Consider the following 18,974-nt stretch of genomic DNA (forward strand, 5'->3'; position numbering starts at 1 on the left):
TGTAGCGCCCACTGCTTCATCCTCAGTACCCCTTCAGTGCCGGGCAGGCGGAATCGAGCAGCTCCAGTGCTGCCTTGCAGGTGTCGGGCCGTTGTTCGTAGCGGCCGCGCCACGTCGCGGCGTCCTTCTCGGATGCTTCGACCTTGCCGGCCAATGCCCGCAGTGCCTCAGCGCTCTCCTTCCGGAGGGCTTCCAGCTTCTCGGCCTCCGTCCTCAGTGCGGCGGCGACCTCGGCCAGGCGCTGATCGCGGGTGTCCACGTCCGCCTGCAGTCGGGCGGCATCGGCCTTCCAGTCAGCCCGGACCTTGATCACCTGGGCGCTCAAGTCGCGGATCCGTTGCTCCTTCTCGTAGGCGGTCAGGCCCGAGACCATGCACCCGAACGCCAGGACAGCGCACACCAGCTTGATCTTGCTCCCTGGACGCCGTAGCCACTGGAGCCCATCGGCCGCGGCACCGATCACCAGGTTCCAGACCGCCAACAGGAATCGAACCAGGACGCTCATGGCTTATCGCCTCCGATGGCGCCGGTGGCTTTCTCCACCATGCGCACGTAGCCGGGCAGCAGCCGGCGGATGAGAACACCTGACAGGCCGGCCAGGGGCAGCTGCGGTGCTCCGGCAAGGGTCGGCCAGATCGAGGCCGCCACAGCGATGACCCAGGCAGCCACAATGGCGTAGGCCACGACAGCGACTGCCAGGGCCGCCCAGCGAGCTGCGGTCTGTAGCAGGCGATGGCCGCGGCGGCGATTAGCGTCGGCTGCAACCCTCTCGGCGTCCTTCTCAGGCAGTAGCAGGACCCCGATCAACGCGCCGGCCATGGCGACCAGCAGCACCGACTGTGGGACGCCCAGGATGATGCGCTCGGCCTCCCGAAGAGCGTCCGCGGTTGCGGGCGCCACCACCGCAGCGGTGAACATGCCCACGATGGTCTTGAGGGCGCTCACTGGCTCGGTCATCGGGACACCACTTTCGCGTAGAGCGACTTAGCCAGCTTGAGTTTGGCCTTTCGGTCTTCCAGACCGTTCGGCAGGCCCTTGCTGTCGGGATTACCCAGATTTACCGCGCGGCTCACTGCCAGCACGTCGTCCAGGTCTGCGACTGCGTTGATCCCGTCCCGCTGCCAGAAGTAGCCCGCGGCCAGCGCCGCGTCCGGAAGCCTGGCCAGCAGATCCGGATTGCGTACGGCCCGATCATCGCCGTAGATGGTCTGGCTGTAGCGGGCGTAGTTGTCACGGCCAGTCAGCTGGATGGCGCCGCGCCCGCGAAAGCGAAATCCATCCCCGCTCTGGGTGTTGCCCAGATCCCTTCGGCCTTCGTAGCGTGACTGAGCCGGAGTCGGCCCCCACAGTTCCTTAAGCCAGCGGCCGGTTCCGCTTTCGTGCGCCACCTGGGAGAGGAAATGGCAGACCCGCAGCTCGGTGTTGATGCCGAAGCGGATGCAGGCCTGTTCCAGCGCGAGCGCCAGCGCCGGGGAAAACCCCATGCCGGCGGCGACCGTCTCGATGCTCACCATGGGGTCCTCAGTATGGCGGTAGCAGCGGCCCGACTCGAACGGGCGACCTCCGGGTTATGAGCCCGGCGAGATGCCACTTCTCTACGCTGCTGATGGGTGCCCGCCCCGCTGCCGGCTGAGCGCGAGGGTTGATCCGGTCGGGAGATACGGGCATAGGCGAATTCGCGAGCGACTAATTTCACCCGCAGCTGATAATTGGTCTGCATCCCACCCAATAGGGACTCAACCATGAAAAAGCGTGATTACGAACAGATCACCGACGTAGCCAACATCGTTAAAGACGCGAGAGGCAAATTCATCTTTGGTGTCGAGACCAAAACGGGCGGCTGGCTAGCCGGACCGTTCGATACCCTCCTTGAGGCCGAGCTTGAGCACGAAGCTTGCCTAGAGGCCGCGTCCAGGAAGACATGACAGACGCAGGTGACGTACAGCAAAGAGCCCCGCTTTCGGGCGGGGCTTTGTCGGCTTTGGCCGATGGCCAAGTCTCGCGATACTGACAAAACTACAGGCCAAAGCGTTGCCTCAGCAAGACAATGCTCCTGATGCTACGCGGCAAGCAGTTTGGGGACGACATCTGTATCGCTTAAGGCACGAGAAAACTGCCTAGCGGCCACCTCGCCAGACTGATGTAATTCAGCCAGAAGCCACTCATAAACTGGCTTCCATCGTCGCATGTAGGCTGGCGAGTCGGTCCCCATAGCGATCGCACGCCGACGATCCGGTAACGGCTCGATACCGGTGCGCCTGCACTCGGGACAGCCCTTGTCGTTCACCAGTCCCGTGCCCTTGCAGTTGGGGCAGCGGTTGCCGCTGGCCAGCTCTGCCACTACTGCGTCGACCATGCGCGAGAGGTGCTGGTAGGTGTTCCTCGGCCAGGCGTTGGCGCGTGCGCTCGCCACCGCTGCCTCCCGCTCCCGGAGGATCCGCCGCTGGGCGTCGGACAGACTGCGCCGGCTCAGGCTGACCATTTCCTTGGAGAAGCTCAGATCGTCTTCGGCCTCGGCCAGTGCACGTGCTCGACGGGTGAACTCTGGACGCACGATTGCAAGCACTGCCTCGGCCAACTTAGACCGATGGCGCATTGCACCGTCCGGCAGGTAGACGGCCTCCATGACCTCACGGCCAAGGCCGGGCGGAACCATTCCCAGCGCTGCGGCGATGTCGGACGTCTGCAGAGAAGGCGTGGCGCCGCCCTGCCCGACATCAAACCTGCAGGTCTGGGGGTTGAGCCGTGCCAGCAGTTCGCGTCGGTCAGCCATCTTCTCTCTCCTGTTGTGTATGGTCCCGGCTTGGCCGGTCAATGGTGTAGCGCATGTGTCGGCGGCTGCCAGCGACCTGGACAAGCCCACCGTCGGCCGTGTTGCAGAGCGCCTTGATCGCCTTCTTTCTGTTGATGCCGCACGCCTTCATGCCGTCGGCGATCTCGGAAGCGAGGTGCCAGCCCGGGTGCTCTCCCATCCAGAACCGGACAGCGGCGGCGAGGCTCATGGGTCGATCCTCTTGATCTCGATGACGCAGCCCGGCGCGTCCAGGGCCAGGTGCCCCTCGCCTGGGTAGCGCTTCGCCGCGGTGCACTCGACCACTCGCGCGTCGTCGCGCCAGATGCCGGAATCGGTCAGCGCGTCCTCGGTCGACCGCACCAGCTTGGACAAGTCCGGCAGTTTGCTGGGGTAGACGCGGCGGGTCTTCGGCGCACTCGCAGGCTTGGGCAGGGTGAAGGTCATCCGCACGAGCAACGGCTCGTCCAGCACCTGTAGGCCCAGATCAGCGCGCACCTGCTCCGCCGCAAGCTTCACGTCTTGGCGCCAAGGGCGAACTTTCTTGGACGACTCGACCAAGATAGCGCGGCCGGAGTTGGCCAGCCCCTTGAACGACTTACTGCCTTGGGGCGCCGGCGATCCGTAGACCACAATCACGATGGTCATGCGGCCACCATGACCAGCCCGTCCTGCCAGAGCGTCAAGACAGTGCGCTCGTGGCCTGCCTGCCAGATAAGCGCCTTCTCTTCCTCGGTATAGCGCCGGCCCTGGTCCAACTCCTGGTGGCAGGCCCGGCAGCCACTGGCAAAGAAGCAGTCGTGGGCCTTCATCGCCCCACCCTTGCCGTGGCGACTTTGGTTGCTGTGGCAGGGCTCGCCGTACCCACCCACGCAAACGTCAGGGATGAGGAGCGTGCACTCGATGCGGTAAGCCAGGTCCAGCAGGTCCCGGTCGCGGTAATTGCCGTGCATTAGGTATTTCTCCCGCATACAATCGCGCGATCAGACACAGGGGATGTGACGTGGCGGATCCGGACAACTACTGCAGCTGGCTGTTGCCTTCGATGTGTGCCACGCAAAGCGAATGGGCTGCGTGGGCCCAAGCAATCATGTCCGCGCTCGCGATCTGGTACTCCGGCCGCTTGGCCTTCAATCAAGCCCGAGCTGCTAAGCGTGAGAAGGTCCAGACCTATGTCCGCATTATCGCGATAGCGTCCCAAGAAGCAGAACACGCTGTGCATCTTCTGCAAGGCGCGAGCGCGCGCAGTAGCGCTGCTGGCGGCGATATCTATGGATTTGAGGCTCTTGGAGCGAACCTGAAAGCAATCCAATTCCACGATGCACCTGACCACCGCCTTATCAGCATCATTCGCGATGCAGCTGACGCTTGCCATATGCTTGATACCAACTGCGACAAGATCATGAACACCGGTATTGCGGTCAGTCGCCTGAACCTCATCGACGCCGAGGAAGGCGCTTCGATCCTTCTGCAGTGTTTCATGGATGCAGCGGATATCAGTATTGAGTTGCTTCCGTGGCACCGACGAGTACCAAAGAGGATCTGGAGCAGCCTGCTTAACACGCTGCGCGGGGCGTTCAAGCTGCACTAGCAACCTCCTGAAAATCGTGCGGGTTGAACCCGAGTCCCAACAGCACCGTGTCCGACCAGCGGACAGGCTTGGCACGCAGCCCCTGCTCGTCTGGATGGTCCCCGATCTGCACCAGCACGGTGATGGCGTCGCATGCCATCGACCTGGTCAACTTGAGGCTCGAACCGCCGAGCATGATCATTCCGGGGGCGCCCTGCCCCCGGTCGATAGCTGGCATCAGGCGCCAGCCCAGCATCGTGCCGGCGACCATGTGCCGCCAGTCGTCCTTAGTCAGGCGCTGGCCGTGCCAGGACAGGCCCTCGGCCAGGTCGCCGCAGATGGCGTTGAGCATGCGCTGCTGCTTGGGAGTCATCATCCCTTCGCCGCGCTGCTTCCAGTCTTCAGGTCGAATGGAGGTCACGCTGCTTCCCTCTTCGTCAGCGGCCCGGCGTAGTGCGTGATAGGCACCAGCCGCATTCCCAGCCGCCATTGCGTCTGGCCGCGCGTGGCGTAGATGACCAGGGGTTTCTCGCCGTAGCCGTAGCAGACGTACCAGCCCGCCTCAGATACCGGCTCGGCTGCATCGCGCAGCTGCAGGACCAGGCGCGGGAGCTCACGCGGCATGGCGCACGCCCTCCCGGTCGCGAGTGGTCTCTTCCTCGGCTGCAGGCTGCGGATCAGCGGCCATGCCGATACCGAGCTCACGGGCGATGTCATCCATGTGCCGTGCCACCTGCTCGCGCGTTGCCGGTGCGGACCGGGCCACCTCGTGCGCGATGTGGGCCTCGGGCGCCGGCGGCAGTTCCGCGCCGCGCATCACGGCCTCCTTGGCCCGGTTGTAGGCCGCCAGCAGCAGCTTGTCGGCTTTGTCGGCACTGGCCAGCCGGTAGCGATGCCCATCCAGGTACTGCCACACCAGTCGGGTGAATCCGTCCTGCTTGCCCGTGTCGGCACGCACGGCGTCGAACGGCGGGATGCCAAGGCACATCATCCGGAACTGCGGCAGCGTCGGTGGCCACGGCTCTGCGCTGGCGATGCAGGCAGCCAGGCCGTCGGCCAGCTGCCGGCCGCTCAAGCCGGCCAGGCCCTTCGCCCACGTCACCGCGGCGCCGATGTTCGGGTTCTCGCCGTATGCGCTGGACCACTTGAAACCGTAGATTTCAGCCATCCGCACCCAAAGCGTCCGCATAGCCGTGGCCGGTGCCTGGGAAGGCGGCGGCGTCGGCGGCGTCGGCGAGTTCACCTTCGAGGGCAAGCTGCGCGGTGCGTTCGGCAGGTGAGAGGCGACGTGTTCCATGGTTCGATCCGTTGCTCGAGTTGACGGGCTTGGCGCCCTCGGCGTGTCGGCCTCGCGCGGCGGCGACGGCCCAGATGAAGAGGCTCTTCGGCGGCGGGGCGCGCGCCCTGCCCTCCTCGACCAGGTCGACAAGCATCTGGAACGGCACGCCCTCGACCTCCACGGCTGCGATCAGGTCGGGATGGCTGGCACTGGCAGTGTGGCAACCGGCACCCCGCATCAGCACGCTGGCCCAACCCGCAGCGGTGAACCCCTCAGGAATCTCTGAGGCTTGCAGTGATGTATCTGGAGTAGATATCCCTGTCCCTGTCCCTGTCCCTGTCCCTGTCTTAGCCGTGACACGTCCGTGACCTGTCACCGTGACAGGTCGTGTGACATTGTTTGTGACTGGCGGAACTCCGGAATCGACCGAGTCTTGACCGCCCTCCTCGCCCCCAGCCTTGCTCCCATTCCCTCGAGCATCGACCAGAGAAACCTGCAGTTCGTGGCGCTCGAGCAGCTTCCGCAGGTCTCCGGTCTTGATGTTCCAGGGAGGAGTTACACCCACACCGCGCAAGGCGTCGAACGCCAAGCCGCGCCACTCGCGCTCGCGCTTCTTCCGTTCGGCTTCATTGCTCTTGCCGGCGCGGTACTCCTGCCGCTCGGCCCAAGCCTCTAGGGCCTTCTCAGCGACGACCGGGTGATACCAGCGGCCATCGCTGCACAGCACGAACCCACGCATCGCGCCTGACTTCACGGCCAGCCAGCCGCGAACATCCCGCCCGAAGCCGGCATACGCGGCCAGCGATTGGTCGTTGTCCGGAAGGCTGGCTGCCGGCAACTGATTCCATGCGGCGCACCAGAGCAGCACGGCTGCCCTGAACTCGTCGCCGGTCGCCATGATCGCCAGCTCGCTATCGCGCAGTCTCGACACGTCTAGCGGCATGAATGGCATGCCGCGCAGGTCCACGTCGGGGGAGACCAAAGGATCCATGTCAGGCTGCCAGCGGCGTCTCGTTGTCGTTCAACACCGGCAGCCAGGTCTGGCAACGCATGTCACTGATACGGCATTTGCGCGGCGCACCGTGGACAACGACGCCGTCCGCTTCAAGCTCGGGCAGCCGGCGGGCGACCATGTGGCGATCAAGGCCGGTAGCGTCGGCCAGTTCACGACTGGTCAGCCCGGGATGCTGTCGGACCGCCGCGGCGACGCGCTGCTGCTGGGCCTTGCGTGCGCCAGAATCCACGATGTGGCGCGCGGCCTCATGGCTGGTGTCGGGATCGGTGTTGCGTGCGGGAAGATTCATGGTTGAGCCTCGCTGTGGTGCCTTCATCGTGATGGCAGAGATGTGCGGCGATGCGCTCTAACTGCCGCGATCTGATAGGCAGTTACGCGCTCGGAGTGTTCGCGTTCCTCAAAGCACCTGCCCCTGGCCCTTGGCCTCGCGCAGGCGGGACATCAGTACTATCAGGGCCGACTGCACTGCTGCCGCAGCTGTCTGCAGGCCAGAGAACTCGTTCTCGGTAATCAGCTTGTCCTTCAGGCATTCGTGCAGCAGCTCAGCGAACTGCCCCTTGACCGCAGCAGTCTCGAGAATGGTGCTGGTCAAGCAGCCGACCTCGTCCGGAAGCTCCAGGCGGTGGACGCCGTAGCCGTGCTCGGCCGCCAGCGCGAACAACATCCGGTGGTCACCGGTCAGCCCCATGATCTCGCTGGCTTCTTCCCAGCCCAGCTTGTGCGTGGTGTTGTTCGGGTTGACCTTGTTACGAAGGACCGCCCCCGACATGGGCTTCTCTTCGCCCTTGTCGTTGGTAGTGATCAAACGCGTTGCCAGCGCTTCGGCGCCGCCGGGTGAGTCCTTTACAGTCTTATGCGCAGCGTCGGTGATGTTCATTGGACCGTTTCGTGAACGTGGATCGGGCTGGTGGGCCGGCGCAGCATCTGCGCCATGGAGATGAACTACTCAGAAAGCAGCGCCAGGGATGGCGTGGTGACGCTGGTCCGCTTGTGCGGGAAAGCCTTCGCGCTCCGTCGAATCAATGGCGAGCTCAAGGTCCGCCCCCTACCCCTGCCCGACCTGGGCCCCGTCCCCGAAGAAGGAGGCAAGGTCATGTGGCTTTGGGGCGGAATCGGGCCATGAGCAATTCACGCCGCACGGACCATCTCTTCGCCGGCCTTCTCGGCCTCAGCGCGGGCCAGAAGGACCTTTCGCCGCAGCCAGGGGTGCGCCAGGAGCACATCGGCAGGTATGCCGCGCGCCTTCCAGTTCTGGACGCGCTGACGGTTGTCGATGCCAAGCCTGCGGGCCAGCTTGACTGGCCCTCCCAAGCTGTCGATCACGCGGGAGTCGGGGTGCGGGGTGTCCATGGCGGACAGTACACACCATGAAATGCCAATTAGTCAACCCCGCGTGTACCGCGAATCGTGGGGGTGCGGATAATCGCCCCATGGCCGAACTCCGTGACTCCTCCAGCCGCCTATTTGCGGCCGCCGCCAAACTCGACCCGCCGATCACCGCGTCCACGGATCTGGCGGCAGCGCTGTCTGTGTCAAAGCAACGGGTCACCAACTGGAAGTCGCGAGGCGTGTCCAAGGAGGGTGCGATCGATGCGCAGCGCGTGCTGGGAATCAATGTGGACTGGATCCTTCACGGCCAGCTGCCAATGTTCGTCTCAAGCGCAGAGTCCCCTGCTGTTCAGTCTCAATCTGCAAGACAACAGCGCCAGATACTGCGCGACGCGACGAAGCTGGTGCGGCTCGTGCTGGACGGGAACATCCCGCTCACCGATCAGCAAAAGGAAGAGTTGTCAGATCGGGCCGTGGCAATGGTCGCGGATCGATGGGCCAATGGCTTTCCCACTGAACTGGATGCCTACAAGGCTGCATTGGAGCTGGTCGCGCACGTTCAATCTAGATGAGGAGGGGGTCAATGGGTATCAGCGATGTGGAGCTGCAGGAGATGGCTAGGATGATTTCTTCGTCCATGGGCCTGAAGCCGAGGGCGAAGGAGGGACTTCTTCGAGTCGTGGGCGCCCAAGGGGACGAACACAGGATGTCAGCGCTGCAGCGCGACGTTCTTTATCGCCGCATCCGTGACCTCGGGAACCTCTTCTGGTTGAACTGGCTGATACGGCAGGAGACCATGCATGTGCACGGCGTGATGGAGACTCTTAGCGATTCCGAGCTGTTGGGCTTGCTATCGAAGATGCAAAGGGCCCAGGAGTGCCGAGAGGAAGGTGTGGCCTTCACCGAGATTCCAGGGCTCGTGCGGCCCGGTGCGGAAGGCTTTCAGTAACGGCGCCAATGGCCGACGCCGCTGTTTCGGCCGATAGACTTCATTGATGGGGGGTAATTTGAACGCGATAGCAACAGGGAATGTGCAGGCTAACCCTGCCGGCAAAGCAGCGTGGATCGTGCTCGTGATCGCGTGGATCTGCTTCCTGGTCCCGATCCCAGGCCTTGGCCTTTTTCTGGGATGGCCGCTCAACCTGGTGGCATTCATCCTGGCGATCGTCGCGATAGCCAAGGGTGGCGCGATGAAGGGCGTGTTCCAGCTGATCTGTTCGCTGGTGGTGTCGCCAATCGTGTACTTCGTAGGGTTCGTGCTCTTCGCGGGTGCGGTTGGCGCTGCTGGCCAGGCAGCGGACGCAAGACAGAAAGCCGCAGCATCTACGTCCGGGACATCGCCGGTCAGCGAGTCATCTTCGGCAGAGATCAAGGCCGGCCCAATCGCAATCACAGCCGGAGAGCTCTACAGAGCCTATAGCGCCAATGAAATCGCCGCGGACGCGCAGTTCAAGGGCAAGGCTCTCCTGATCAGCGGCAAGGTGGAGTCGATCCAGTCCGACTTCTCCGACTCTCCGGTCGTCCAACTTGCTGCGGGCGACTTTGAGTGGGTGCAACTGCACGGGATATCGAAGGAGGCAGCCGGCGCGCTTGCGAAGGGGCAGTCGGTGACCGTGAGCTGCACAGGGCAAGGCGAAGTCATCGGCTTCCCCAGCGCTGGAGACTGCACCATTCAGTAGCCTGAAGTCTCGGTAACTGCGTAACGGCCCCGCTCCTGCGGGGCTTTTTTTTGCCCCTCCAGATACATAAACGCCAGCTTAACCAGTACACGTACCGATATCGACCAGTACACATCGCGGTTGCGTTACAGGGAAACGTGGTGTTTACTACTCCTGCGCCCCAATTCTGGGGCAAGGAGACCCCGAGATGCGCATCAAGCGTCGCCCCCTGTGGATCTGGATCGGTGCCGTGTACGCCGGGACCGTGTTCGCCGCGGCGGCCGGCTTGGCCTTCGGCCACCGCCTGTTCGGCCTGGAGTGCTGACCATGGCCGCCGTCACGGAACTGCACCCCGAAGCCGAGGTCCGCCGCCAGCGCCGGAACGTGCCGGTGCTGATCGGGAACCTGAAGAACTCTGGCCTGGGCATGCCCGGCGTGGAGACCGCCTATCGCGCAGCGCTGTTTGCTGGCGCCACCGAAGAGATGGCCTGGGAGGCGGCACGCCGCCACGCCCTGACCATGATCGGGTTCCCGGACGAGCTCTCCGAAACCGGCATGGACCTGAGCAAGGTCGAGTCCATGCGGAAGCGCCGTCAGGCCCTCATCGACACCTACCGTGCCCTGCCCAACCCGTTCGCACTGTCGATCGACGCGGAGCGTGCGGCATGAGCGCCCCTGTCGATGTGCAGCGCCTGCGTGACGCCCTTGCCTGGCACTTGCGGCTGGAGCGCGGCGCCAGCCGCCGGGCTCGGTACTTCGAGCGCCGGGCAAACAATCCCCGCAATCCGAACCGCGCCGCATCTGCCCGCGTCGCCGCCGGCTACCAAGGTGACGCCGCGAAAGACCGTCGCCGCATTGCCGAGCTGCGTGCCGAGTTGGCCCGCGTCAAAGGCGGTGCCGCATGAGCGCCGTCGCCCTCTTCCCCATCCAGACCGACAGCCAGAAGTACCAGCTGGAGACCGTCCGGATGGCCGCACGTCGCGCTGGCCTGAACGTCAAGGCGGTCGAGCGCGAGTTCATCGAGGCGGGCTTCTCCCGCCCGAAGCAGAACGAAATCAGCGAGCGCTGCCGTCGGGCGCGCATGGTCATGACCTTTGGAGGTGAAGCGTGAAGCGGGAAACCATCCAGCTGCATCTCGAAGTCTTGAAAGATCTGGCGATCTACCTGGGCATGGCTGCCTGCACGACCGGGCTTGGCGCCATCGGCGTCCTGCTGGTCCAGGACCTGGCAAAGGCGGTGGCCCCGTTATCCGGCATCCGATTGCACTACTGGTGCCCGCCGCCCTCAACGCGATGCTGGTCGGATTCTGCATAGCGCTGGCAACGGCCGCGTACCCGCGCGGCGCCGACTCCTTCGTGGTGCTGGGGCTCGCATGTGCGGGGTTCTTTGCCCTCCGTGCCGTGGTTGAGGCCCGACAAGCATGGCACCCATTCGTCACCGGTCTCGCTCAGCGCCGCGCCATTCGCCGCGCGGCTCCGCTCACCCGCATCAACTTCCCCAAGGACGACATTCGATGAACGCCGTTGCTCAGCAAACCGCTCTTTCCACCCAGCCCCGCCAGCAGTTCGACCTCAGCCCGCAGACCTTTGACCAGGCGTTGCAGTTCTGCGACTACCTCGCTGACAGCGACTTCGTCCCGAAGGATTTCAAGGGCAAGCCCGGCAACTGCCTGATCGCCATCCAGTGGGGTGCCGAGCTCGGCCTGAAGCCGCTGCAGGCGCTGCAGAACCTCGCCATCATCAACGGTCGCCCTGCCCTCTGGGGTGACGCGGTCATTGCGCTGGTGCGCAGCTCACCGCTGTGTGAGTACATCACAGAGGCCGACGACGGCAGCACGGCCGTGTGCCGGGTCAAGCGCCGCGGTGAATCCGAGGAGGTACGCACCTTCAGCATGGAGGACGCCAAGGTGGCAGGCCTGCTGGGTAAGACCGGACCCTGGACCCAGTACCCAAAGCGCATGCGCCAGATGCGCGCCCGCGCCTTCGCCCTGCGAGACGTCTTCCCGGACGTCCTGCGCGGCATGCCCATCGCCGAAGAAGTCATGGATATCCCTCAGGCCGGCGCTGCTAGCGGGGAGCAGGCGCGCGGCGCCATTGAGGGGCAGGCCGACAAGCAGCTGCCGCTGTACTCCGAAGCCGACTTCGCGGCCAACCTGCCGAAGTGGCTGGACATCATCGCCAGCGGCAAGAAGTCCGCCGAGGACCTGATCGCCACGCTGCAGACGCGTGCGCGCTTCACCGCAGACCAGCTGAAGAAGATCCGCAACCCGCCCAAGGACGACACGGATGGCGAAGGCAAACCGCAGAGCGACGTCGCTACCGACGCCGACGCCCAGGCCCAGACTGCGGTGGAGGGCTGAGCATGCGCACCGTGAACCTGATCCAAGGCACCCCGGAATGGCATGCCCACCGCGCCAGCCACTTCAACGCCAGCGACGCGCCGGCAATGATGGGCTGCAGCCCGTACAAGACCCGCAGTCAGCTGGTGCGCGAGTTCGCCACCGGCGCGACCATCGAGCACGACGCAGCGACGCTGCAGCGCTTCGCCGACGGCCACCGTTTCGAGGATCTGGCCCGGCCGCTGGCCGAGCGCATCATCGGCGAGGAGCTGTATCCCTGCGTCGGTGTCGACGGCAAGTACTCGGCCAGCTTCGACGGCCTGACCCTGCTGGAGGACAAGGCGTTCGAGCACAAGTCGCTCAACGACGACCTGCGTCTGGCCATGCCGGTGGACGGCACCGACGCCTGCCTGCCGCTGCACTACCAGGTGCAGATGGAGCATCAGGCCATGGTCAGCGGCGCCGAGCGCGTGCTGTTCATGGCCTCGAAGTGGGACGGCGACGAGCTGGTCGAGGAGCGGCACTGCTGGTACACACCGAACCCGGAACTGCGGGCCAAGATCGTGGCCGGCTGGGCGCAGTTCGAGGCGGACGTAGCTGCCTACGAGCCGGCGCCGGTCGCGGAGCCGGTGGCCGCTGGCCGCGCTCCGGATCAGATGCCCGCACTGCGCATTGAGGTGACCGGAATGGTCACGGCGTCGAACCTTGCCGAGTGGAAGGAACAGGCCATCGCCGTGTTCCAGGGCATCAGCACGGAGCTGATCACCGACCAGGACTTCGCCGATGCGGAGAAGACCGTGAAGTGGTGCGGCGACATTGAGGACCAGCTTAAGGCGGCCAAACAGCACGCCCTCAGCCAGACCCAGAGCATCGACCAGCTGTTCAAGACCATCGACGCGATCGCTGAGGAGGCCCGCTCCAAGCGCCTGGCGCTGGAGAAGCGCGTCAAGACCCGCAAGGACGAGCGCCGCTCCGAGATCGGCAACGCTGCCCGCCGCGCCGTGCAGCAGCACGTGCTGGCCATCAACGAGACGCTGGGTGAGCACGCCATCCCCATGCCGGCAGCGCTGATTGCCGATATCGGCGACGCGATGAAGGGCAAGCGCTCTTTCGCCAGCATGCAGGAAGCGGTAGATGCCGTCGCCGCCAACGCGAAGGTCGATGCCAGCCAGTCGGCCGAGCGGATCCGCGCCAACATCCGCGTGATGGAAATGGAGGTCGGCACCCATGCCGCTCTGTTCCATGACCGCGTGCAGCTGTGCTCCACGAAGTCGGCGGAGGATCTGCGCAACCTGATCGCCGCCCGTATCGCCCAGCACCAGCTGGCGGAGCAGGCCCGCCTCGACGCAGAGCGCGAGCAGATCCGCAAACAGGAGGAGGAGCGCGCGCGGGAACGGGTAGTTGCGGCCGCGCAGCCAACCGCGGCGCAGGAGCCCAAGCCCGAGGCGAAGCCGCAGCCAGCCGTCCAGGCAGGGCCGGATCCGGTAGCGACGGAGGACCGCGCGCCCTGGGTGGCTGAGGGAAAGAGGCTGAAGCTCGGCGAGATCGTGGATCTGATCGCGCCACTCAAGATCGATGCAGATGGCTTGCGTCGGCTCGGCTTCGATCCGGTGGCGACCGAACGCGGGGCCAAGCTCTACGCCGCCGACCAGGTGCCGGCGATCCTCGCCGCCGCAATCCGCGTCCTGCAATCGGCAGCCAACGGCCAGAGCTATCCGCTCGCGGCCTGATCGAACCTACACGGCGGGGCTGCTGCAGCAGCGGGCCGCGCGGGAGACGTAACCCGCCCCAGCGAAAGCTCATGGGTGAACGAGTGATGCGGATGCAACGCCGCTGACTGTCGGGAAAGACCGGCCCCTATTCCGAAGGAGACCACCATGGCAATCCGCATCGACATGCAGGACGTCGAGTCCTCCCAGATTCACAGCATCGGCCACGATGCAGAGACCAGCACCTTGGCAATCCGCTTCACCAGCCGTCGTGGAGGCGTGATCGGACCCGGCAGCCTGTACCACTACGCCAACTTCGATGCAGCAGAGTTCGCTGCGTTCCGCGACTCGGAGTCTCTGGGCAAACACTTCGGGCAGTACATCAAGCCGTTCCCGGCGAAGTACCCGTATCGCAAGGTCGAAGAGCCGGCGACGGCAGCGCGCGCGCAGGCAGGTGCTGCATGACCGCCCCTGTCGATGTGCTGGCCGTGCTGGACACCCTTTGCGAACGGGCGGCTTCCGGTGACCCAGCCGAGTATCGCGAGGTTAACTCGCTGCGCTACGCGTTTACCGAGCTGATCGAGGCGGCTCGGGTAGCACGCATGTCAATGCAGCACATGCGCGGACCGGAGTCGATCATCCACGCACGCACTGCGGAACTCGATGCCGCCCTCGCCCGCGTCAAAGGCGCTGCCGCGTGACCGACCACGACTTCTTCGCCGCCATGGCCGTCGGCATCCCGCCCATCACCCCGCCCGTCTGACCGGCGCCCGCACCGGCCGAGCCGACCACCGAACAGGAGACCGAGTAATGCGCCACCTGGCCCTGCCCTTCTACTGCGCCGTGATCGTCGGTGCCCTGATGGCGCTGCTCGCGCGCGCCATCTACACCGGCGCCGCCTCCTTCGTCCTGATCGCCCTGGCCGGCATCGCCTACTTCGGCTGGCACGGCTGGAACGACGCCCGCCGCGGCTGGCCTGCCTTCCGAGCCGAAATGCAGCGCCGCACCGACGAGCGCCGCCGCCGGGCCATGCCCGCCGACGACACGCACTGAGCAACCGCCCGGCCGGCGCAACCGGCCTCCCAAGCCGGCGGGACTTCCACACAGCCGGCAACCTATTCCCCAGAGATCCGCCATGACCGACTCCGTCGTTGTCGATTTCCAGCACGAACCCGAGTTCGCCAAGAAGGAAAACGGCGAGCTGCCCCGCATCGAACTTATCCGCGAACAGGTCGCCGGCTTCGTCTCCGGCTACACGACAGCCAAAGGCAATCGGCCTCCGCGCATCGTGCTGCAGTCCTCAGACCTCAAGCACTGCGTGCGCCGGATCCTCGCGCGCATGCAGAAGCCCCACCGCGCCAAGGCGAAGGCAGAGTGGCAGGAAAAGCGTAAGGCCGGCTCCACGCAGCCCTGGCGCGATGCGAAGCCGGAGCCGATCCCGGGCGCAACCCTCACCTGGTGCGGGATCCCCATCGAAGGCATGGGCTACAGCCGCCATCGCGCGGTCGATAAGCACTGATCCATGGCCAAGCCGGTCCAGATGGACATTTTCGACGACGACCCAGCGCGCGAGGCAGCCGCCTGGCGCGTGCAGGCGGAAGAGTCGCTGAGGCACTTCCAGTTCCCCGAATCGATCCGTCTGGAACGGCACGCCTACTACCTCGGCGTTGCCGAGCAACTTGAAGCCAGGGCGCGCGGCGCGCGCTCCACCAACAGCAAGGACATGCAGGCATGAGCAACGACAAGAAGACCCTGGCGGACGTGCGGCCCGGTGGGAGGGTGCAGGTGATGCCGTCCGACGCGGCGCGCGCCTTACTCGCGGCGCAGTACCGAGACGACGGTGATAAGGCGAAGGCCATTCGCATCAATCACAAGTCGCTGACTGACTCCGACAAGCGCGCGTTGCGAGCCATCGAAGCCGCCCTCTCCGCCCAGCCCTCCCCGGGTGGTCAGGATGCTCTGGGAATGATCGGCGCCAACCTTCGCAGCATCATGCGGCTGTGCAGGCCGGAGGACTATTCCATCAGCAGATTGGACGCTGCAAACATCCACATCGAGGCGCGCCACGCATTGCAGTTGCTGGAAGCAGCCCTCGCCGCCCGACAGCCGGTGGGACAAACCTTCCAGGCTGGCGTGGCCGAATGGATGGGCCAGTGCTTCCTGCCGTCGCTCTACAGCAACATGACCGAGCGCGGCGACCGACTGCTGGAGGAAGTGCTGGAGCTGCTGCAGGCTCACGGCTACGACAAGGCGCGCGTGCCCACGCTGGTCGACTACGTGTTCAGTCGTCCGGTTGGCGATCCTGCACAAGAAGTCGGCGGGGTGATGGTCACGCTCGCCGGTTACTGCTGGGTGGCAGGCCTGGACATGCACGTCCACGGCCACGCCGAGCTTGCTCGCATCAGCCATCCGGAGGTGATGGCGAAGATCCGGGCCAAGCAGGAGGCAAAGAACGCCCTGCACTTCGACACGCCGCTGCCGGGCAACGCCGCCGCCCCGCCCGCGCAGGCCGTGGACCTGGCCGACTTCAAGGCCCTGTATCGCGCGTATGTGCGCCTGCTTGAATCTGGCAGGGATCGCATCAAAGACCTCGGCGGCACCTGCGATCCGGTCGATGTGATGGAAGCCAACGACGTAGACCTGCAGGCTGCGCGCCGTGTTCTCGACGGCAAGGCGGTGGGCAATGGCTAAGTACCTCGTGGAAATGCCGTTCCAAGCCGTGCAGTTCTTTCACGTCGAAGCACGTAGCGCTGCCGAAGCGAAGCGCCTGGCCCGGGAAGGAGAAGGCGGGCCGGTCGAAGCGATCGACTGGCGCGTTACCAAGCACTTCGCACCGAACTACGCGCGCCAGGTAGACAGCGAGGTGGTGGGCAAATGATCGAGAAATGGCTGCAGTACACCTGCGACGGGTGCGGCGAGACAGAGACTGCGGACGCGCCCAATGAGTCGGCAGCCGAGTGCCGTCGCCGCATACGGGAGTACGGCTGGAAGAATCACGACCGTCTGGACTACTGCCCCACCTGTGTGGCCGATGGTGCAGCGGCGAGGCGTGAGGAAGGATTCGGAAATGGCTGACCAGCTGCTCACCGCTGCAATGGTCCACGTGTTCGCCCTGGCCGCGTTCCTGGCCGGCATCGCCACCCTGTGGGCGATCAGCCGCGCATGCCGCGCCGCGCGCAATGGGCTGCGCTGGTGCTGGCGGAGGTGCGCAGCGTGATGGCGCCCGATCAGTTGCGGGCGTTCGCTCGTTCGATCCTCGAACGAAAGCTGCGTGCCGGCTGGCGCCGGGACCAAATCCTGCGCATCGAGTTCGAGGGATTCACGGGACCGGCGCACGCCGGCTACCTGATCTCGGCGGGAAAGATCTCGGTGTGCCAGGAAAACCAGTACCTGATCCGACATACCGACGCGTGGGCCGTTACGTTTCGCATGGCCGATCTGCTGCGTGATGAACCCGCACCACCGCCGGCCACGCCGGCCCAACTGGACCTGTTCGCATGAACCTCTCACCGTCTATGGGACTCGGCGCGCGGGACTTCTCCGCCGACGCCTCGATGCCGCCGGTGGTCAAGGTCCGCAGGATCAAGCATGACCTCGCGGGATACGGCTACATGCGGTCAATCATGCTCTTCATGAAGTGGGCGCACGAGCAGGAGAAGTTTCCGACCATCGAAGAGGTGATCGCCCGGTTCCGAGTGAGTCGCGCGACGGCGTACCGGCTCACCAGCGCCCTCGCCGACACCTATGGCCTCGACCCTTCCGTGCGGCACAAGGAGCGACGATGAACCCCCAGCTTTTCCCCCGCGAACCACGCCGCATGAAGCAGCCGGCAAAGGACGTGCTGCGCGAGCAGCTGGTGGTCGCGGCCGATGAAGTGATCCGCCTGCGCGCTGAAGTACTGCGCCTGCGGGGCCAGATTTACCAAGCCACAGAGCAGCTGCGCGCTGCGCTGGCCACGAACTGAAGGAGGACACCATGGCCAAGAAGAACAAGGCCGCCCCGGGCGCGGGGGCGTTGTGCCTGTCCCGGGAAACGATGCGGGAACTGTGCGACACCCCGTACAAGGATCGTCAGCTTGCGTTCCTGGTGCTGAACGGCATCCCCCATTTCAAGGGTCTGGACGGCTGGCCGCGCGTACTGTGGGCCACCCTCGAAGGGGATAGCGACGTGGAAACCGATAAGGCGACGGTCGTCGCTGTCTGGAAATCGAACAAGGCGGCATGACGATGGGGCGGAAGCCGAACAAGCCGGGCGCGATTCCGCGGTTCCGGCCGCGCAAACAGAAGTCGGGCGTGGTGCACTACTACTACGACCTGGGCGGCAAGCCGCGCAAGGAGCTGCCGCTGGGCAGCAACTACGCGCTGGCGATCAAGAAGTGGGCCGAGCTGGAGGGCACCCGCGAGGCCCAGGCCGTGGCCGTCATCACCTTCCGCCACGTGAGCGAGGCCTACCGGAAGGAGGTGATCATCCACAAGGCACCGCGCACGCAGCTGGACAACGCCAAAGAGTTGACCAAGCTGCTGGAATACTTCGACGACCCGCCGGCGCCGCTGGATGCAATACAACCGGTGACGGTTCGGAAGTACATGACCTGGCGCACAAAGAGCGGCAAGGGCATGGTGCGGGCCAACCGCGAGAAGGCGCTGTTGTCGCACATCTGGAACTTCGCGCGCGACAAGGGATACACCGCACTGCCAAACCCATGCGCCGGCATCAAAGGATTCAAGGAAACGGGCCGGGACATCTACATCGAGGATGACCAATTCGAGGCGATGCGCGCGGTTGCCCACTGGTCACTTCAGGACGCCATGGACCTGGCATATCTGATCGGCCAGCGGCCGGCCGATGTGCTGAGCTTGACCGAGCAGGACGTCCGGGATGGCGCAATTCACATCCGGCAAGGGAAGACCAAGACGAAACTGCGGATCGCGGTTGAGGGCGAACTGGAGCAGCTTCTGGAACGACTCAGGCGGCGGAAGGATGGTCGGAAGGTTCGAAGTAGCAGCCTGATCATTGGCGAGCGAGGGAAGCCCGTGAGCGTCCGGCGGATGAGCGAAATCTGGGCAGCAGCGCGTGCAGCTGTTGGCGCTGATGTCGACGGGATCCACTTTCGCGACCTTCGCGCCAAGGCAGCCACCGACAAGGCTGATTCATCGGGCGATATCCGCAAAGCCCAGCATCAGCTCGGGCACACTACGGTCTCGATGACCGAGCATTACACGCGCAAACGCCGTGGGCACAAGTCCACGCCGACGCGCTAAGACTGCGCTCCGCAATCCGTATCC

General features: G+C 65.0%; 38 protein-coding genes and 1 tRNA gene. 24 read left to right on the plus strand and 15 right to left on the minus strand.

Going from position 1 to position 18,974, the window contains the following annotated elements; translation table 11 throughout:
* Positions 1-22: 22 nt before the first annotated feature.
* The 4 genes from LZ605_RS08225 to LZ605_RS08240 form a co-directional block, all read right to left on the minus strand.
* Complete coding sequence (locus tag LZ605_RS08225) at positions 23-505, minus strand: hypothetical protein (protein WP_249844424.1); 483 nt, start codon at positions 503-505, stop codon at positions 23-25.
* The gene (locus tag LZ605_RS08230; protein ID WP_249844425.1) at positions 502-957 is read right to left on the minus strand and encodes a hypothetical protein; all 456 of its coding nucleotides are present in this window, start codon (positions 955-957) and stop codon (positions 502-504) included. The genes LZ605_RS08225 and LZ605_RS08230 overlap by 4 nt, the downstream gene beginning before the upstream one ends.
* Positions 954-1,514 (minus strand): glycoside hydrolase family 19 protein, encoded by a 561-nt coding sequence (locus tag LZ605_RS08235; protein WP_249844426.1) that lies wholly within the window; start codon positions 1,512-1,514, stop codon positions 954-956. The genes LZ605_RS08230 and LZ605_RS08235 overlap by 4 nt, the downstream gene beginning before the upstream one ends.
* A 19-nt stretch (positions 1,515-1,533) precedes the next feature.
* A tRNA-Met gene (locus LZ605_RS08240) sits at positions 1,534-1,605 on the minus strand.
* 137 nt (positions 1,606-1,742) lie between these two features.
* Here LZ605_RS08240 and LZ605_RS08245 point away from each other — a divergent pair.
* Positions 1,743-1,925: a hypothetical protein gene (locus LZ605_RS08245; protein ID WP_249844427.1), complete on the plus strand. Its 183-nt coding sequence runs from the start codon at positions 1,743-1,745 to the stop codon at positions 1,923-1,925.
* A 134-nt stretch (positions 1,926-2,059) separates the two neighbouring features.
* Here the strand turns inward: LZ605_RS08245 and LZ605_RS08250 are convergent, their stop codons facing one another.
* Genes LZ605_RS08250 through LZ605_RS08265 form a run of 4 tightly spaced genes read right to left on the minus strand, consistent with a single transcriptional unit; the run spans position 2,060 to position 3,744 of the window.
* Positions 2,060-2,773: a hypothetical protein gene (locus LZ605_RS08250; protein ID WP_249844428.1), complete on the minus strand. Its 714-nt coding sequence runs from the start codon at positions 2,771-2,773 to the stop codon at positions 2,060-2,062.
* Positions 2,766-3,002, minus strand: a complete 237-nt coding sequence (locus tag LZ605_RS08255) for a hypothetical protein (protein ID WP_249844429.1) — start codon at positions 3,000-3,002, stop codon at positions 2,766-2,768. The genes LZ605_RS08250 and LZ605_RS08255 overlap by 8 nt, the downstream gene beginning before the upstream one ends.
* The gene (locus LZ605_RS08260; RefSeq protein WP_249844430.1) at positions 2,999-3,439 is read right to left on the minus strand and encodes a RusA family crossover junction endodeoxyribonuclease; all 441 of its coding nucleotides are present in this window, start codon (positions 3,437-3,439) and stop codon (positions 2,999-3,001) included. Before LZ605_RS08260 ends, LZ605_RS08255 begins: the two co-directional genes overlap by 4 nt.
* The gene (locus tag LZ605_RS08265; protein ID WP_249844431.1) at positions 3,436-3,744 is read right to left on the minus strand and encodes a hypothetical protein; all 309 of its coding nucleotides are present in this window, start codon (positions 3,742-3,744) and stop codon (positions 3,436-3,438) included. Before LZ605_RS08265 ends, LZ605_RS08260 begins: the two co-directional genes overlap by 4 nt.
* A 137-nt stretch (positions 3,745-3,881) precedes the next feature.
* Here LZ605_RS08265 and LZ605_RS08270 point away from each other — a divergent pair, with 137 nt between their 5' ends.
* The gene (locus tag LZ605_RS08270) at positions 3,882-4,382 is read left to right on the plus strand and encodes a hypothetical protein (protein ID WP_249844432.1); all 501 of its coding nucleotides are present in this window, start codon (positions 3,882-3,884) and stop codon (positions 4,380-4,382) included.
* Here the strand turns inward: LZ605_RS08270 and LZ605_RS08275 are convergent.
* The 7 genes from LZ605_RS08275 to LZ605_RS08305 form a co-directional block, all read right to left on the minus strand.
* Positions 4,369-4,782: a recombination protein NinB gene (locus LZ605_RS08275; protein WP_249844433.1), complete on the minus strand. Its 414-nt coding sequence runs from the start codon at positions 4,780-4,782 to the stop codon at positions 4,369-4,371. The genes LZ605_RS08270 and LZ605_RS08275 overlap by 14 nt on opposite strands.
* Positions 4,779-4,985 carry a hypothetical protein gene (locus tag LZ605_RS08280; RefSeq protein WP_249844434.1) on the minus strand — a complete coding sequence of 69 codons (207 nt, stop codon included), beginning with the start codon at positions 4,983-4,985 and terminating at the stop codon, positions 4,779-4,781. The genes LZ605_RS08275 and LZ605_RS08280 overlap by 4 nt, the downstream gene beginning before the upstream one ends.
* Complete coding sequence (locus LZ605_RS08285) at positions 4,975-5,529, minus strand: hypothetical protein (protein WP_249844435.1); 555 nt, start codon at positions 5,527-5,529, stop codon at positions 4,975-4,977. The genes LZ605_RS08280 and LZ605_RS08285 overlap by 11 nt, the downstream gene beginning before the upstream one ends.
* Positions 5,522-6,631: a DUF1376 domain-containing protein gene (locus tag LZ605_RS08290; RefSeq protein ID WP_249844436.1), complete on the minus strand. Its 1,110-nt coding sequence runs from the start codon at positions 6,629-6,631 to the stop codon at positions 5,522-5,524. Before LZ605_RS08290 ends, LZ605_RS08285 begins: the two co-directional genes overlap by 8 nt.
* Before the next feature lies 1 nt (position 6,632).
* On the minus strand, positions 6,633-6,944 hold the full coding sequence (locus tag LZ605_RS08295) for a winged helix-turn-helix domain-containing protein (protein ID WP_249844437.1): 312 nt from the start codon (positions 6,942-6,944) through the stop codon (positions 6,633-6,635).
* A 108-nt stretch (positions 6,945-7,052) separates the two neighbouring features.
* Entirely contained in the window at positions 7,053-7,532 is a 480-nt protein-coding gene (locus tag LZ605_RS08300; RefSeq protein ID WP_111185500.1) for a phage regulatory CII family protein, read from the minus strand.
* A 251-nt stretch (positions 7,533-7,783) separates the two neighbouring features.
* Complete coding sequence (locus LZ605_RS08305; protein ID WP_171955615.1) at positions 7,784-8,005, minus strand: hypothetical protein; 222 nt, start codon at positions 8,003-8,005, stop codon at positions 7,784-7,786.
* A gap of 80 nt (positions 8,006-8,085) precedes the next feature.
* On the opposite strand from LZ605_RS08305, the gene LZ605_RS08310 reads away from it, so the two are divergent.
* The 22 genes from LZ605_RS08310 (at position 8,086) to LZ605_RS08415 (ending at position 18,950) form a co-directional block, all read left to right on the plus strand.
* On the plus strand, positions 8,086-8,556 hold the full coding sequence (locus LZ605_RS08310; RefSeq protein WP_249844438.1) for a helix-turn-helix domain-containing protein: 471 nt from the start codon (positions 8,086-8,088) through the stop codon (positions 8,554-8,556).
* An 11-nt stretch (positions 8,557-8,567) separates the two neighbouring features.
* The gene (locus LZ605_RS08315; RefSeq protein ID WP_249844439.1) at positions 8,568-8,933 is read left to right on the plus strand and encodes a hypothetical protein; all 366 of its coding nucleotides are present in this window, start codon (positions 8,568-8,570) and stop codon (positions 8,931-8,933) included.
* Between the two features lie 118 nt (positions 8,934-9,051).
* Positions 9,052-9,663 (plus strand): OB-fold putative lipoprotein, encoded by a 612-nt coding sequence (locus tag LZ605_RS08320; protein ID WP_249844440.1) that lies wholly within the window; start codon positions 9,052-9,054, stop codon positions 9,661-9,663.
* A gap of 306 nt (positions 9,664-9,969) precedes the next feature.
* On the plus strand, positions 9,970-10,311 hold the full coding sequence (locus tag LZ605_RS08325) for a hypothetical protein (protein WP_249844441.1): 342 nt from the start codon (positions 9,970-9,972) through the stop codon (positions 10,309-10,311).
* Positions 10,308-10,547: a hypothetical protein gene (locus tag LZ605_RS08330; RefSeq protein WP_249844442.1), complete on the plus strand. Its 240-nt coding sequence runs from the start codon at positions 10,308-10,310 to the stop codon at positions 10,545-10,547. The genes LZ605_RS08325 and LZ605_RS08330 overlap by 4 nt, the downstream gene beginning before the upstream one ends.
* Positions 10,544-10,753 (plus strand): hypothetical protein, encoded by a 210-nt coding sequence (locus LZ605_RS08335; RefSeq protein WP_111185492.1) that lies wholly within the window; start codon positions 10,544-10,546, stop codon positions 10,751-10,753. Before LZ605_RS08330 ends, LZ605_RS08335 begins: the two co-directional genes overlap by 4 nt.
* A complete protein-coding gene (locus LZ605_RS08340; RefSeq protein ID WP_249844443.1) occupies positions 10,750-10,956 on the plus strand; it encodes a hypothetical protein in 207 nt (68 codons plus the stop codon). Before LZ605_RS08335 ends, LZ605_RS08340 begins: the two co-directional genes overlap by 4 nt.
* Positions 10,957-11,155: 199 nt before the next feature.
* Entirely contained in the window at positions 11,156-12,001 is an 846-nt protein-coding gene (locus LZ605_RS08345) for a hypothetical protein (protein WP_249844444.1), read from the plus strand.
* A gap of 2 nt (positions 12,002-12,003) precedes the next feature.
* Positions 12,004-13,710 carry a YqaJ viral recombinase family protein gene (locus tag LZ605_RS08350; protein WP_249844445.1) on the plus strand — a complete coding sequence of 569 codons (1,707 nt, stop codon included), beginning with the start codon at positions 12,004-12,006 and terminating at the stop codon, positions 13,708-13,710.
* 147 nt (positions 13,711-13,857) lie between these two features.
* Complete coding sequence (locus tag LZ605_RS08355; RefSeq protein WP_249844446.1) at positions 13,858-14,154, plus strand: KTSC domain-containing protein; 297 nt, start codon at positions 13,858-13,860, stop codon at positions 14,152-14,154.
* Complete coding sequence (locus tag LZ605_RS08360) at positions 14,151-14,390, plus strand: hypothetical protein (protein WP_249844447.1); 240 nt, start codon at positions 14,151-14,153, stop codon at positions 14,388-14,390. Before LZ605_RS08355 ends, LZ605_RS08360 begins: the two co-directional genes overlap by 4 nt.
* A 109-nt stretch (positions 14,391-14,499) precedes the next feature.
* Positions 14,500-14,742 carry a hypothetical protein gene (locus LZ605_RS08365; RefSeq protein ID WP_249844448.1) on the plus strand — a complete coding sequence of 81 codons (243 nt, stop codon included), beginning with the start codon at positions 14,500-14,502 and terminating at the stop codon, positions 14,740-14,742.
* 82 nt (positions 14,743-14,824) lie between these two features.
* Positions 14,825-15,208, plus strand: a complete 384-nt coding sequence (locus LZ605_RS08370; RefSeq protein WP_249844449.1) for a hypothetical protein — start codon at positions 14,825-14,827, stop codon at positions 15,206-15,208.
* A 3-nt stretch (positions 15,209-15,211) separates the two neighbouring features.
* On the plus strand, positions 15,212-15,424 hold the full coding sequence (locus LZ605_RS08375; protein WP_161771697.1) for a hypothetical protein: 213 nt from the start codon (positions 15,212-15,214) through the stop codon (positions 15,422-15,424).
* A complete protein-coding gene (locus LZ605_RS08380) occupies positions 15,421-16,380 on the plus strand; it encodes a hypothetical protein (RefSeq protein WP_249844450.1) in 960 nt (319 codons plus the stop codon). The genes LZ605_RS08375 and LZ605_RS08380 overlap by 4 nt, the downstream gene beginning before the upstream one ends.
* Positions 16,373-16,567 (plus strand): hypothetical protein, encoded by a 195-nt coding sequence (locus tag LZ605_RS08385; RefSeq protein ID WP_249844451.1) that lies wholly within the window; start codon positions 16,373-16,375, stop codon positions 16,565-16,567. Before LZ605_RS08380 ends, LZ605_RS08385 begins: the two co-directional genes overlap by 8 nt.
* Before the next feature lie 189 nt (positions 16,568-16,756).
* Positions 16,757-16,906 (plus strand): hypothetical protein, encoded by a 150-nt coding sequence (locus LZ605_RS08390; RefSeq protein ID WP_249844452.1) that lies wholly within the window; start codon positions 16,757-16,759, stop codon positions 16,904-16,906.
* Positions 16,852-17,190, plus strand: coding sequence for a hypothetical protein (locus LZ605_RS08395; protein WP_249844453.1), 339 nt, complete (start codon positions 16,852-16,854; stop codon positions 17,188-17,190). The genes LZ605_RS08390 and LZ605_RS08395 overlap by 55 nt, the downstream gene beginning before the upstream one ends.
* Positions 17,187-17,474 (plus strand): hypothetical protein, encoded by a 288-nt coding sequence (locus LZ605_RS08400; RefSeq protein WP_249844454.1) that lies wholly within the window; start codon positions 17,187-17,189, stop codon positions 17,472-17,474. Before LZ605_RS08395 ends, LZ605_RS08400 begins: the two co-directional genes overlap by 4 nt.
* The gene (locus LZ605_RS08405; RefSeq protein ID WP_249844455.1) at positions 17,471-17,653 is read left to right on the plus strand and encodes a hypothetical protein; all 183 of its coding nucleotides are present in this window, start codon (positions 17,471-17,473) and stop codon (positions 17,651-17,653) included. The genes LZ605_RS08400 and LZ605_RS08405 overlap by 4 nt, the downstream gene beginning before the upstream one ends.
* A gap of 11 nt (positions 17,654-17,664) precedes the next feature.
* On the plus strand, positions 17,665-17,913 hold the full coding sequence (locus LZ605_RS08410; protein ID WP_249844456.1) for a DUF4224 domain-containing protein: 249 nt from the start codon (positions 17,665-17,667) through the stop codon (positions 17,911-17,913).
* 2 nt (positions 17,914-17,915) lie between these two features.
* A complete protein-coding gene (locus LZ605_RS08415) occupies positions 17,916-18,950 on the plus strand; it encodes a site-specific integrase (protein WP_249844885.1) in 1,035 nt (344 codons plus the stop codon).
* Positions 18,951-18,974: the final 24 nt, after the last annotated feature.

The sequence above is a fragment of the Stenotrophomonas maltophilia genome (assembly GCF_023518235.1).
GTDB lineage: Bacteria > Pseudomonadota > Gammaproteobacteria > Xanthomonadales > Xanthomonadaceae > Stenotrophomonas.